11 protein-coding genes are annotated in these 12,716 nt (G+C 62.8%); 3 read left to right on the forward strand and 8 right to left on the reverse strand.

The genetic code is table 11. From position 1 onward, the window contains the following. The first annotated feature begins 1 nt into the window (after position 1). Both KIP88_RS32350 and KIP88_RS32355 read left to right on the forward strand, forming a co-directional pair. The gene (locus KIP88_RS32350; RefSeq protein WP_214492208.1) at positions 2-1,282 is read left to right on the forward strand and encodes a YeaH/YhbH family protein; all 1,281 of its coding nucleotides are present in this window, start codon (positions 2-4) and stop codon (positions 1,280-1,282) included. Beyond that, on the forward strand, positions 1,279-2,823 hold the full coding sequence (locus KIP88_RS32355; RefSeq protein ID WP_214492209.1) for a SpoVR family protein: 1,545 nt from the start codon (positions 1,279-1,281) through the stop codon (positions 2,821-2,823). Before KIP88_RS32350 ends, KIP88_RS32355 begins: the two co-directional genes overlap by 4 nt. 101 nt (positions 2,824-2,924) lie before the next feature. Here KIP88_RS32355 and KIP88_RS32360 read toward each other — a convergent pair whose 3' ends face one another. The 4 genes from KIP88_RS32360 to chrA form a co-directional block, all read right to left on the reverse strand. After that, positions 2,925-3,980 carry a 2-oxoacid:ferredoxin oxidoreductase subunit beta gene (locus tag KIP88_RS32360; RefSeq protein ID WP_214492210.1) on the reverse strand — a complete coding sequence of 352 codons (1,056 nt, stop codon included), beginning with the start codon at positions 3,978-3,980 and terminating at the stop codon, positions 2,925-2,927. Next, entirely contained in the window at positions 3,977-5,827 is a 1,851-nt protein-coding gene (locus tag KIP88_RS32365) for a 2-oxoacid:acceptor oxidoreductase subunit alpha (RefSeq protein ID WP_214492211.1), read from the reverse strand. Before KIP88_RS32365 ends, KIP88_RS32360 begins: the two co-directional genes overlap by 4 nt. After that, positions 5,797-7,596: an FAD-dependent oxidoreductase gene (locus KIP88_RS32370; RefSeq protein ID WP_214492212.1), complete on the reverse strand. Its 1,800-nt coding sequence runs from the start codon at positions 7,594-7,596 to the stop codon at positions 5,797-5,799. Before KIP88_RS32370 ends, KIP88_RS32365 begins: the two co-directional genes overlap by 31 nt. A gap of 273 nt (positions 7,597-7,869) precedes the next feature. Then, positions 7,870-9,066 carry a chromate efflux transporter gene (gene chrA / locus KIP88_RS32375; protein WP_214492213.1) on the reverse strand — a complete coding sequence of 399 codons (1,197 nt, stop codon included), beginning with the start codon at positions 9,064-9,066 and terminating at the stop codon, positions 7,870-7,872. Between the two features lie 43 nt (positions 9,067-9,109). On the opposite strand from chrA, the gene KIP88_RS32380 reads away from it, so the two are divergent. Next, positions 9,110-9,532 (forward strand): hypothetical protein, encoded by a 423-nt coding sequence (locus tag KIP88_RS32380; RefSeq protein ID WP_214492214.1) that lies wholly within the window; start codon positions 9,110-9,112, stop codon positions 9,530-9,532. A gap of 6 nt (positions 9,533-9,538) precedes the next feature. On the opposite strand, the gene KIP88_RS32385 is transcribed toward KIP88_RS32380, so the two are convergent. From KIP88_RS32385 to pqqD, 4 genes are read right to left on the reverse strand one after another with little or no spacing between them, the layout of a single operon-like run. Then, complete coding sequence (locus tag KIP88_RS32385; RefSeq protein ID WP_214492215.1) at positions 9,539-10,204, reverse strand: DUF4286 family protein; 666 nt, start codon at positions 10,202-10,204, stop codon at positions 9,539-9,541. Between the two features lie 12 nt (positions 10,205-10,216). Then, positions 10,217-11,203 carry a prolyl aminopeptidase gene (gene pip / locus KIP88_RS32390; protein WP_214492216.1) on the reverse strand — a complete coding sequence of 329 codons (987 nt, stop codon included), beginning with the start codon at positions 11,201-11,203 and terminating at the stop codon, positions 10,217-10,219. Further along, the gene (gene pqqE / locus KIP88_RS32395) at positions 11,193-12,401 is read right to left on the reverse strand and encodes a pyrroloquinoline quinone biosynthesis protein PqqE (RefSeq protein WP_214492217.1); all 1,209 of its coding nucleotides are present in this window, start codon (positions 12,399-12,401) and stop codon (positions 11,193-11,195) included. The genes pip and pqqE overlap by 11 nt, the downstream gene beginning before the upstream one ends. Then, complete coding sequence (pqqD, locus tag KIP88_RS32400; protein ID WP_214492218.1) at positions 12,398-12,709, reverse strand: pyrroloquinoline quinone biosynthesis peptide chaperone PqqD; 312 nt, start codon at positions 12,707-12,709, stop codon at positions 12,398-12,400. The genes pqqE and pqqD overlap by 4 nt, the downstream gene beginning before the upstream one ends. Positions 12,710-12,716: the final 7 nt, after the last annotated feature.

Raw genomic sequence — 12,716 nt, forward strand, 5'->3', positions numbered from 1 at the left:
CGTGGCCATTCACATTGTCGACCGGCGCCTGAATCCGGGTAGCAAGAGTCTGGAGAATCGGCAGCGCTTTCTGCGCCGGGCCAAGGCGCTGGTTCAGGGCGCCGTGAAGAGATCGTCGCAGGACCGGGACATCAAGGATGTCCTGGAAGGCGGCGTGGTCAGCGTCCCGATCGACGGCATGGAAGAGCCGCGCTTTCGCCGCGAGGGCGGCACGCGCGACATGGTGCTGCCCGGAAACAAGAAGTTCATCGAAGGCGACATGCTTCCGCGGCCGAACCAGAGCGGCGGCAAGGGCAGGGGCGCGGGCGAGGGCGACAGCGAAGATGCGTTTCGCTTCGTGCTCAGCCGCGACGAGTTCGTCGACCTGTTCCTGGACGATCTGGAATTGCCCGATCTGGCCAAGCGAAAGCTGGCCAATGTCGAAAGTGAGGGCATTCGCCGGGCGGGTTACACAACATCCGGCTCGCCGGCCAATATTTCGGTGAGCCGTACGGTCAGTCGCGCCTTGGCACGGCGCGTGGCGCTGCGGCGGCCGAGGCCTGAGGTGCTGGAGGCCCTCGAGGCGGAGCTTGCGGATTGCAGCGACGAGGCGCGCCGCACCGAGCTCATGGCCGAGATCGAGGCCCTGAAGGCCAAGATACGCCGCATCCCGTTCATCGATCCGATCGACATCCGCTACCGGCGTTTCGAGACGGTGCCGAAGCCGGTGGCGCAGGCCGTCATGTTCTGCCTGATGGACGTCTCGGGTTCGATGACCGAGCACATGAAGGACCTCGCCAAGCGCTTCTACATGCTGCTCTACGTGTTCCTGAAGCGGCGCTACCGTCACGTCGAGATCGTTTTCATCCGGCATACCGACCGGGCCGAAGAGGTCGACGAGCAGACGTTCTTTCACGGACCGGCTTCCGGCGGCACGCTGGTGTCGAGCGCGTTGCAGGCGATGCATGACATCGTGCGGTCGCGGTTCAAGCCGGCGGACTGGAACATCTATGCCGCGCAGGCGTCCGACGGCGACAATTCCTACGCGGACGGCGAGGTCGCAGGCCGGCTCCTGACCGACAAGATCCTGCCGGTCAGCCAGTTTTTCGCCTATCTGGAAGTCGGCCAGGAAAACGGCCTTAGCTACGAAATGCCCAATTCGTCGCTCTGGACCCTTTACGAGGGCCTGCGCGCGAGCGGCGCGCCGCTGTCGATGCGCAAGGTCAACGAGCGCAGCGAGATATTCCCGGTATTCCACGATCTCTTCCAGCGCCGTAGCCAGCAGGAAAGGACCGGGTCATGACCGCGACCGACCAATTGCTGTTTGAGGGGGCGGACTGGGACTTCCGGACGCTGCAGCGGATCTGCGACGCCTGCGAGCAGGTTGCGCGGGACGAATTGGGGCTCGATGTCTATCCCAACCAGATCGAGGTCATTACCGCCGAGCAGATGCTGGACGCCTATTCGTCCGTCGGCATGCCGCTGTTCTACAAGCATTGGTCGTTCGGCAAGCATTTTGCCTTTCAGGAGGCATCCTATCGCAAGGGGCTGATGGGGCTGGCCTACGAGATCGTCATCAACTCGTCGCCGTGCATTTCCTACCTGATGGAAGAAAATACCGCGACGATGCAGACGCTCGTCATCGCGCATGCCGCTTTCGGCCATAACCATTTCTTCAAGAACAACTATCTGTTCAAGCAATGGACCGACGCTGACGGCATTCTCGATTATCTCGAATTCGCGAAGCGCTATGTGGCGCATTGCGAGGAACGCCACGGCCGGCTGGCGGTCGAGCACACGCTCGATGCCGCGCATGCCTTGATGTCGCACGGCATCGATCGCTATCCCGGCAAGAAGAGTCTCGATCTTCGCGCCGAGGAAAAGCGGGCGGGCAGGCGCCGTGCCCACGAGGAGGCCGCATTCAACGACTTGTGGCGCACGGTTCCGACCGGCCCGGCGAAGACCAGCGCGATACTGGACGTCGAGCACCGCCGCCAGATGCTCGGTCTGCCGCAGGAAAACCTGCTGTATTTTCTGGAGAAGACGGCGCCGCGCCTGCGCCCCTGGCAACGTGAATTGCTGCGGATCGTGCGGCATATCGCGCAGTATTTCTATCCGCAGAGCCAGACCAAGGTGATGAACGAGGGTACGGCGACCTACGTTCACTATCGCATCATGAGCCGGCTGCACCAGCAGGGACGGCTGACGGACGGCAATTTCCTCGAATTCCTGCAGTCGCACACCAACGTCGTGTTCCAGCCCGAGTTCGACGACCCGCGCTATTCCGGCTTCAATCCATATGCGCTTGGATTTGCGATGATGCAGGACATCGAGCGCATCGTCACCAATCCCGAAGCCGAGGATCGTGAGTGGTTCCCGGATATCGCCGGGACCGGCGATGCCATGGGCGTGCTGCGCGACATCTGGGCCAATTATCGCGATGAGAGCTTCATCAGCCAGTTCATGAGCCCGCGGCTAATGCGGCACTTCCGCCTGTTCCATCTGCATGACGATCCGGAGGAGCGTGCCGGCATCCTGGTCGACGCCATCCACAACGAGCGCGGCTACCGCCGGCTGCGGCGCGAACTGGCGCGGCAGTACGATGTCGGATTCATCGACGCGAACATCGAAGTCGTCGATGTCGACCTTGCCGGCGATCGCCGCCTGATGCTGCGGCACACCGTGGTGAAGGGTGCCCAGCTCACCGAAGCCGACACCAAGCGCGTGCTGCAGCACCTTGCCGATCTCTGGAGCTACGACGTTTCGCTCGTCGAGGTCGACACCTCCAACAAGGTGTTGAAGGAGTATATCGCAAACCCGCGGAACATCGCCGCGGCAGCGTAGCTACCCGGGCGCTAGATTTTTGTTTTGACGCGTTTTCTTGACGCGAACCGGTGTCCACCCGGATCAAGTCCAGGGCAGGCTTTCGCTCGAAAACGCTATGGCTACCGCAGGCTGGCGTTGATCTTTTCCAGCGCTGATGTGCCGGGGCACAGATCCTTGGCTTCCAGCGTATTGAGCGGCGTCTCGACGGTGTCGAGATGGGTGTGCAGGTCTTCCGAATCCGGATCGACATAAAGCAGCCCGGTGACCACCTGGCCCTTGGCGGCGTGCTTCTGCAGGAAGGTCATCGCCGCCAGCCGGTCATTCGCATCATAGTCGGCGTCGATCTTGCGGAGCGCCAGCCTGGTGCCGTCATGCTGCTCGACCACCTGAACCGTGCCCGGCGCGTAATCGACCGTGATCGGGTCGCGGCCGGTGAGCACGTCCAGCCGGTTCACCGCGTCGTTGTGCTCACGGACATAGTCAAAGCTCTTGGTCGAGCCGGCGTGGTTGTTGAAGGCGATGCAGGGGCTGATGACGTCGATGAAGGATGCGCCCTTGTGCCGGATCGCAGCCGCAATCAGCGGCACCAACTGGTTCTTGTCGCCGGAGAAGCTGCGCGCCACGAAGCTTGCGCCGAGTTGCAGGGCGATCGCCACCAGGTCGATGGCGTTGTCGGTGTTCATCACGCCCTTCTTGGACTTCGAGCCGCGGTCGGCGGTGGCCGAGAATTGCCCCTTGGTCAGCCCGTACACGCCGTTGTTCTCGACGATGTAGGTCATGTTGACGCCGCGCCGGATCGAATGCGCGAACTGGCCGAAGCCGATCGAGGCACTGTCGCCGTCGCCGGAGACGCCGAGATAGATCAGGTCGCGATTGGCGAGGTTGGCGCCGGTCAGCACCGACGGCATACGGCCGTGCACCGAGTTGAAGCCGTGCGAATTGCCGAGGAAATAGTCCGGCGTCTTCGACGAGCAGCCGATGCCGGAGATTTTTGCTACGCGGTGCGGCTCGATCGAGAGTTCATAGCAGGCCTCGATGATGGAAGCGGTGATCGAGTCGTGGCCGCAGCCGGCGCACAGGGTCGAGATCTTCCCCTCGTAGTCGCGGTGCGTATAGCCGAGATCGTTCTTGGGCAGGCCGGGATGATGAAACTTGGGCTTTGCAATGTAGGTCATGACACGGCCTTACGGAGAGGGGTCACTTTCAGATGGTCCTGGTGGTCGCCGATGGCGTTGGCGATGAAGCGCGCGGTGATCGGCGTGCCGTCATAGTGCAGGATCGGCACCAGCCGGACCGGATCGATACCGTTCTCGTTGACGATCAACTGGCGCAACTGCGCGTCGCGGTTCTGCTCCACCACGTAAACGAAATCATGGTCGGCGATGAAGCTCGCCACGCTGGAGTGGAACGGGAAGGCGCGGATGCGCATGCGGTCGAGCTGATGCCCGCGCGCCTCCAACAGGCCGATCGCCTCGTCCATCGCCGGCGCGGTCGAGCCAAAATAGATCACGCCGTATTTGGTCGGCTTGGCAGCGTTGGCCTGCAACGGCCGCGGTACCATGTCCTGCGCGGTCTCGAACTTGCGCACCAGCCGCTGCATGTTGTCGGCGTAGACGGCGCCTTCTTCCGAGTAGCGCGCGTAACGGTCGCGCGAGGTGCCGCGGGTGAAGAACGAGCCTTTGGTGGGGTGGGTGCCGGGATAGGTGCGATAGGGGATGCCGTCGCCGTCGACGTCGAGATAACGGCCGAAGTCGCGGCCGGGCTCGTCGAGCATTTCCGCCGTCATCACCTTGCCGCGGTCGTATTGTCGGGCGTCATCCCACTTCAGCGGACGGCAGAGGCGGTGGTTCATGCCGATGTCGAGGTCGAGCATCAGGAAGATCATGGTCTGCAGCCGATCGGCGAGATCGAACGACTGCGCCGCGAACTCGAACGCTTCGGCCGGGTCTTCCGGGAACAACAGGACGTGCTTGGTGTCGCCGTGCGAAGCATAGGCGCAGGCAATGATATCGCATTGCTGGGTGCGCGTCGGCATGCCGGTCGAGGGGCCGGCGCGCTGGATGTTCATGATCACGGCCGGAATTTCCGCAAAATACGACAGGCCGATGAATTCGGTCATCAGGGAGATGCCGGGGCCGGAGGTTGCGGTGAAGGCCCGCGCGCCATTCCAGGAGGCGCCGATCACGATGCCGATGGATGCGAGCTCATCTTCGCCTTGGACGATCGCGTATTTCGCCTTGCCGGTCTCAGGGTCGTGCCGCAGCTTCTTGCAGTGGCTCGTGAAGGCCTCCGCCACCGACGACGACGGCGTGATCGGATACCAGGCGCAGACGGTGGCGCCGCCATAGACCGCGCCGAGCGCAGCCGCGCTGTTGCCTTCGATGAAGATACGCTCGCCGACCTTGTCGGACTTCTTCACCCGCAGACCGACCGGGCATTTCAGGTTCTGCAGCGCCCAGTCGCGGCCGAGATGCAGCGCATGCACGTTCGAGGACAGGAGCTTTTCCTTGCCCTTGTACTGCTCGCCGATGAGCTGCTCGACCAGCTTCGGATCCATGTCGAGCAGCGCGCAGAGCGCGCCGAGATAGATGATGTTCTTGAACAGCTGGCGCTGGCGCGGATCGGTGTAGGTCGAGTTGGTGATTGCGGTCAGCGGCACGCCGATCACGTTGATGTCGGCGCGGAATTTCGACGTCGGCATCGGCTTGGTCGAATCGTAGAACAGATAGCCGCCCGGCTCGATCGAGGCGACGTCCTTGTCCCAGGTTTGCGGGTTCATCGCCACCATCATGTCGACGCCGCCGCGGGCGCCGAGATGGCCATCTTCCGTCACCCGCACCTCGTACCAGGTCGGAAGGCCCTGGATGTTGGAGGGGAAGATGTTGCGCGGAGAAACCGGCACGCCGTGGCGCAGGATCGAGCGCGCGAACAGTTCGTTGGCGCTGGCCGAACCCGAGCCGTTGACGTTGGCAAAGCGGACGACGAAGTCGTTTACGCTGCTGATCGGGCTTTGGTCTGGCATGTTGATCCCGCGTAAGTCATATCGATGAGGTATTTCTGCATGTCCCAGGCGCCGGTCGGGCAACGCTCGGCGCACAGCCCGCAATGCAGGCAGACGTCCTCGTCCTTCACCATCACGCGGCCGGTCTTGAGCCCTTCGGCGACATAGAGCGCCTGGTCGTGGTGCGGCGAGGGCGCCTTCAGCCGCTGCCGCAGGTCCTCTTCCTCACCATTCTCCGTGAATGTGATGCAGTCCATCGGGCAGATGTCGACGCAGGCGTCGCACTCGATGCAGGCGGGCGCCGAGAACACGGTCTGCACGTCGCAATTCAGGCAGCGCTGCGCTTCGCCGAGCGCGAGCTTGACGTCATAGCCGAGCTCGACCTCGGTGCGGATGTCCTTCAGCGCGATCACCTTGTCGCGATGCGGCACCTTGTAACGCTTGTCGCCCGAGATATCGTTGTCGTAGCTCCACTCGTGGATGCCCATCTTCTGCGACGAAACATGCACTTCGGGCAGCGGGCGCTCGGTGATGTCTTCGCCTGAGATCATCTTGTGGATCGACAGCGCGGCGTCATGGCCGTGCGCCACCGCCCAGATGATGTTCTTCGGACCGAACGCGGCGTCGCCGCCGAAGAACACTTTTGGATTGGTCGAGACAAAGGTCTTCGCATCGACCTGCGGCATGTTCCATTTGTCGAAATCGATGCCACAGTCGCGCTCGATCCAGGGGAACGCATTCTCCTGGCCGACCGCGACCAGCACGTCGTCGCAGGGGATGGTCTGATCGGGTTCGCCCGAGGGCACCAGGTTGCGGCGGCCGTTGGCGTCGTATTCCGCCTTCACCTTCTGGAAGGTGACGCCGATCAGCTTGCCGCTGACATGCTTGAATGCCACCGGCACCATGAAATTGAGGATCGGAATGTCCTCGTGAAGGGCGTCTTCCTTTTCCCAGGGGCTCGCCTTCATTTCCTCGAAGCCGGAACGCACGATCACCTTGACGTCTTCGCCGCCGAGGCGGCGCGCGGTGCGGCAGCAATCCATCGCGGTGTTGCCGCCGCCAAGCACGATCACGCGGCGTCCAATCTTCTCGACATGGCCGAACGAGACCGACGCGAGCCATTCGATGCCGATGTGGATATTGGCGGAGACTTCCTTGCGGCCGGGGATATCGAGTTCGCGGCCGCGCGGGGCGCCGGAGCCTACGAAGATCGCGTCGTAATTTTCGTCGAGCAGCTTCTTCAGGCTGTCGATGCGATGACCGCCCTTGAACTCGACGCCGAGGTTGAGGATGTAATCGGTCTCCTCGTCGATGACCGTGTCCGGCAGGCGGAACTTCGGAATCTGGCTCCGCATCATGCCGCCCGCCTTCGGGTCGGCATCGAACACGGTGCAGTGATAGCCGAGCGGCGCGAGATCGCGCGCTACTGCCAGCGAAGCGGGACCGCCGCCGACCAGCGCGATGCGCTTGCCGTTCTTTGCAACCGGCTTCGGCATGCGGTGCTTGACGTCATCCTTGAAGTCGGCGGCAACGCGCTTCAGGCGGCAGATCGCCACCGGCGTTTCCTCGACGCGGCCGCGGCGACACGCGGGCTCGCACGGACGATCGCAGGTGCGTCCCAGAATTCCGGGAAACACATTCGATTTCCAGTTGATCATGTAGGCGTCGCTATAACGCCCCTCGGCAATCAAACGGATGTATTCGGGAACCGGTGTGTGTGCGGGGCAGGCCCATTGGCAATCGACCACTTTGTGAAAGTAGTCTGGCGCCGAGATATCAGTCGGTTTCATTCCTACCTTGTCCGCGTCAGCAACGGGAACGCGGCCTTATTTTGCCTTGCGAACGCTTAACGAGCGTTCTTGTGGTTTTTGAATTGGATCATAGGCTTATCTTATTAGAGCCATTCCAGAAGCTGCACACAAGCCAATTTTGCGCGATCTCCGGCTTTCAACTGCATGGGAGCTTGGACTTAGCGTCGCAGCGTTAATTGTGGCAGTGCAGCATGTGCAGTGCAGCTTCACCTTTCGACGCGACGCCCTTTGCGCATGCGATGACGCGTGTGCTCAGATCAGCCGCAGAATTGCGCCGGTCGCCGCCAGCAGGATGACGACAATCCATGGCGGCAGCTTCCAAACCGTCAGCAGCAGGAAGCCGGCGAGCGCCACAACGAAGTCGCGCGGGGTGAGCACTGCGCTGATCCAGACCGGATTGTAGAGCGCCGCGCCAAGGATGCCGACGACGGCGGCATTGGTGCCGCGCATGGCGGCCTGCGCGGTGGGGCGCAGGCGCAGCGCATCCCAGAACGGCAGCATGCCATAGACCAGCAGCAGCCCCGGCAAGGACAGGGCGACCAGTGCAATCGTAGCGCCGGCGAGACCGTTGGGAGCGGGTCCAATGGCGCCGAGATAGGCCGCAAAGGTGAACAGCGGTCCGGGTATGGCTTGCGCCATGCCGTAGCCGGCGAGGAAATCCGCATTGCTGACCCAGCCGGGCGTCACGACTTCCGCCTGTAACAGCGGCAGCACGACATGGCCGCCGCCGAACACCAGCGCGCCGGAGCGATAAAACGCGTCGAACAGCGCAAGGCCCTGCGAGCCAGTCCTTGCCGTCACCAGCGGCGTGATCAGGAACAGAATTGCGAAAAGCACCAGCGCGACCGTGCCGTGCCCGCGCGATACCGAAAAGCCGAGGTGGCCCGCAGGCACGGGCCCATTTCCGCGGCACAGCCAGAGTCCGGCTGCGGCCCCCAGGACGATGGCGCCGATCTGCCCGAACGATCCGCCGATGAAAACCACGATCGCAACAGCGGCAAGCGCAATGGCAGCTCGCGCTCGGTCCGGCGTCAGGCTGTTGGCCATGCCCCAGATCGCCTGCGCGACCACGGCAACCGCGACCAGCTTCAGGCCGTGGAGAAGGCCTTCCGCGAACGGGCCCGTGAGGGCTGTCGCACTGACGGCGAAGGCGAACATGATGAGCGCGGACGGCATCGTGAAAGCGAACCACGCCGCCAATCCGCCAAGCAGGCCGTTGCCGCGCAGGATGCCGAGCGTGAAGCCGACCTGGCTGGAAGCGGGACCTGGCAAGAACTGACAGAGCGCAACGATGTCGGCGTAGCTGCTCTCGCTCAGCCATTTCCGCCGTTCGACGAATTCGGTCCTGAAGTAGCCGAGATGCGCGATCGGCCCGCCGAACGACGTGAGGCCCAGTTTGAGGAAGGCGGCGAAAATCTCGGCCACGGCACCCGCGGGCTTTTCCGCCATGCAATTCAACTCCAGTTACGGCTGAAGATAGCGGGAACCGGTAATGTCACCAAGCGTTTGGGACGACCTGGAAATAGCTGCGTATGACATCCTCAGCCGGTCGGTCGTCCCCAGCATCCAGAAGATGAAGGAGCGCTTTCAGGCGACCATCACACATCTCAGAGAGAACGTTAGCAACGCAATTGAAAGCGATCTGAGAGACTTCGGCGCAAGTTCTCATCTGCCTTATCAAGGCCTTCGACCATTACGAGAGGAAGAATCGAAGTTGCCTGGCGCAAGCACTAATCGTGCGGACTCGCTCAGAACCGAGCAGTTCCTGCCAGAAGGCAATCTCGCCCGCTGGTTTACCCGACATTGTGTTAACAGCGCCTTCACCGGGTTTCTACGGGGCGCAGTTCCGTTCCGGGAACGTCCGATCAAGCCGCCAACCGCTCACGTAACTTCGCGTGGCCGCTGGGAGCAGTGAAAGCGTCTAGCCGATATCGCTCTTCGTCAGGTCCCACATCAGGCGGTAGATCCCGCTCGATATGATCAGCGGCTTCAATGCGATATTACCGTTGAAGCGCAGCATGGCCGCGGGCACCGCGCCAATTTCGGTCGCATCGATCAGCACGAACCAGTCGCCGGCGCCGGGATTGGGCGCGGAGGGATCGTCGGTGATCGGCTTTGACAACGCCGGATCGCTCTCGATCAAATGCATGGAGATGATTCCGTCGAGCTTCGCCGGATCGAGTTGCTCGGCGAGCGCGGCGCGCAATTTGTCCTCGCCGCCGGCCGGGGGACGCAGCCTGACAATGCCGAGCGCCGCGCCGCGGCCAGTGCCTTGGCTCACCGTGATGCGCGCGACCGCCCGGATCATGTTCTGGAAGCGGGCGATATTGGCCTTCGACCACGCCGTCTGGTTCGCCAGCGCGGTGCGATAGGCGGGGCTGTCCAGCACCTCAAAAGTTTCGGTGGAGTAGAGGCTGAGATATTTCGGATTGCCGTCCTGCGCGACATAGCGGCGGGCTTCGAGGAAGCCGTCGATCGCGACGCGCTCTTCGAGATGCTCGCGGTCGTACCAGCGATTGAATTCGGCCTCATCCGCTGCGTCGATATTCATCGACGTCAGCAGCATGCCTTTTCCGGCCATCGGCATTTTTCTTGTTTCCTATTTGCCAGTTCTGGAAGCCATGTCCGCGATCGCCTTCATTACGGCGTCGCGGACGCCGGGGTCGTACAGCGTGTGGCCGGCGCCCTCGACGAAACGGATCTCGGCCTCGCGCCATAGGGCTGCGAGCGCGTGCGAGGTTGCGGGCGGGCACAGCAGGTCGTACCGGCCCTGCACGATGATGCCGGGGATGCCTTTGAGCCTGCCAGCTTCACGCAACAACTGGTTGGGCTGCATGAAGCAGTCATTGGCGAAGTAATGCGCTTCCATGAACGGCGTGGCCGGCAGGCCCCGTGACGAACTGAGCGCCACCAGATCAAGGCGTGTGCGGTTCGGCGCGTGTTCGGAAAGAATGCGTTCGGTTTCGCCCCATGCCCGTGCTGCTGGAATATTCACGTCAGGATTGGGGTCGAGGATACGGCGAAAATAGGCCTGGATCGGTTGAGCGCGTTCGTCTTCGGGCAGCACGCTCATGAAGTCGTCGTAAAGGCCGGGATAGAAGCGTGGCAGCGTATTGAGGAATCCGTTCTCGATTTCCTGGATCGTGCCCAGGAAGGTGGCGCGCAGCACGATACCGGCGACGCGCTCGGGATGCGTTTCCGCGTAGGCCAGCGCCAGGGTGGCGCCCCAGGAGCCCCCGACGACCATCCAGCGCTCGAAGCCGAATTTCTCGCGGATCGCCTCCATGTCCGCGATCAGATGCGGCAGCGTGTTGGCTTCGCGGCGGCCCTTGGGGCGGCTGCGACCGGCGCCGCGCTGGTCGAACAGCACCGCATGGAAGCGCTCGGGATCGAATAGCCGGCGGTGATCAGGCTGGCAGCCGCTGCCGGGCCCGCCATGCAGATAGACCGCGGCAATGCCACCGACGCGGCCGACGCTTTCGACGTAGATGTCGTGACCGTCGCTGACCGCGAGCTGTTCCGACGTCAGCGGCGCAAACGGATCGGCGCGTTTGACGGATTTGCCGGCATCGGCGTCAGGCGCCATGCTCGCCTTCCGTCTCCAGCGTGCCGCCGGCGAAATTGCGATAGAGGAAGCGGTCCTGGTGCGCGGCCGCCTCGCGTTCGGCGTCCTTGAAGATCTTCTCGTGCATCGGCGACAGCGTGCAGGCCGGGTCGGTATTGCCGGCGTCGCCGGTCAGTGCAAAGGCCTGGCAGCGGCAGCCGCCGAAATCGATCTCACGGAATTCGCAGCTCTTGCACGGCTCGGGCATCCAGCCGGTGCCACGATAGCGGTTGAAGGCCTCGGAATTCTGCCAGATCCAGGCGATCGAATGATTTGAGCGCACGGATTCGAATTCGAGCCCGGTGATGCTTTCCGCCGCATGGCAGGGCAGCACCTTGCCGGCGGGCGAGATGTTGAAGAACTGCCGGCCCCAGCCGCCCATGCATTTCTTCGGCCGCAGCGCGTAATAATCCGGCACCACATAGTCGATGGCGAGGATGCCCTTCAGGCGTATCACGGCTTCCTCGACGATGCGGCTGGTCTCCTCGATCTGCTCAAGCGTCGGCATCAACGCGGCGCGGTTCTTCAGCGCCCAGCCGTAATACTGGACGTTGGCCACTTCCAGCCGGTCGGCGTCGAGATCGACCGCCATCTGTATGATGTCGGAGAGCTGGTGCAGGTTCTGGCGGTGCATGACGGCGTTGACCGTCAGCGGCATATCGAGCTCGCGCGTCCATTTCGCGGCTTCGATCTTTTTCTCGTGAGAATTCTTCAGCCCTGCGACGCGGTCGGCCACCGCGGGCTCATTGCCTTGAAAACTGATCTGCACGTGGCAGAGGCCGGCATCGGCCAGTGCGGAGAGTTTTTCCTTGGTCAGCAGCACCGCTGACGTGATGAGATTGCTGTACAGCCCGACGTCGGTCGCATGCTGCACCAGCTCCACCAGGTCCTTGCGCGCGGTCGGCTCGCCGCCGGAGAAATGGATCTGCAGCACGCCGATTTCGGCGAGTTCGCTCAAAACCTTCTTCCATTCCTCGGTGGTGAGTTCGCTGCCGCCACGGTCGAGTTCGATCGGGTTGGAGCAATAGGGGCATTGCAACGGGCAGCGGTGCGTCAGCTCGGCGAGCACGGCGAGCGGAATGCCGAACGTCTCCGCGGTCGAGCGTTGCGATTCCAGAATCGCGAGCCCGTCACTGGGCGCGGCGCCGGCTGTTTTGCCATCGGCGAGAATGTCGCTCATGACGTCTTCTCACGCGCTTCGGTCAGAAAGCCCTTGTCGGCGAGGTCCTGCAGCATCCCGATGACGTCGGTCAGGATCGCCTCGCGCGGCGCGGCATATTTTGCGGCGAGCTGATCGGCCATATCGCCGACGCTGCGTACCCCGTCGCAAAGCTGCAGCACTTCCACCGCGATTTCGTCAGGCGCCAGCACGCGCTCCGGCGCCAGGATCACCCAGACTTGCCGCGTTTCATCGAATTTCAGCCGGGCGTGCCGCGGCAATTTCGGCCGGCTCGCCTCGCTGACACTGATGTTGCGGCTCATAGCCATCGATCGC

Origin of the sequence: Bradyrhizobium sp. SRL28, assembly GCF_018596315.1 — a bacterium.
Taxonomy (GTDB): domain Bacteria; phylum Pseudomonadota; class Alphaproteobacteria; order Rhizobiales; family Xanthobacteraceae; genus Bradyrhizobium.

Coding starts and splice junctions, on each gene's coding strand:
- chrA (WP_214492213.1), bottom strand. CDS start 9,066: ATGGCGGAAAAGCCCGCGGGTGCCGTGGCCGAGATTTTCGCCGCCTTC.
- pqqD (WP_214492218.1), bottom strand. CDS start 12,709: ATGGCTATGAGCCGCAACATCAGTGTCAGCGAGGCGAGCCGGCCGAAA.
- KIP88_RS32370 (WP_214492212.1), bottom strand. CDS start 7,596: ATGAAACCGACTGATATCTCGGCGCCAGACTACTTTCACAAAGTGGTC.
- KIP88_RS32380 (WP_214492214.1), top strand. CDS start 9,110: ATGTCACCAAGCGTTTGGGACGACCTGGAAATAGCTGCGTATGACATC.
- KIP88_RS32360 (WP_214492210.1), bottom strand. CDS start 3,980: ATGACCTACATTGCAAAGCCCAAGTTTCATCATCCCGGCCTGCCCAAG.
- KIP88_RS32355 (WP_214492209.1), top strand. CDS start 1,279: ATGACCGCGACCGACCAATTGCTGTTTGAGGGGGCGGACTGGGACTTC.
- pqqE (WP_214492217.1), bottom strand. CDS start 12,401: ATGAGCGACATTCTCGCCGATGGCAAAACAGCCGGCGCCGCGCCCAGT.
- KIP88_RS32365 (WP_214492211.1), bottom strand. CDS start 5,827: ATGCCAGACCAAAGCCCGATCAGCAGCGTAAACGACTTCGTCGTCCGC.
- KIP88_RS32385 (WP_214492215.1), bottom strand. CDS start 10,204: ATGCCGATGGCCGGAAAAGGCATGCTGCTGACGTCGATGAATATCGAC.
- pip (WP_214492216.1), bottom strand. CDS start 11,203: ATGGCGCCTGACGCCGATGCCGGCAAATCCGTCAAACGCGCCGATCCG.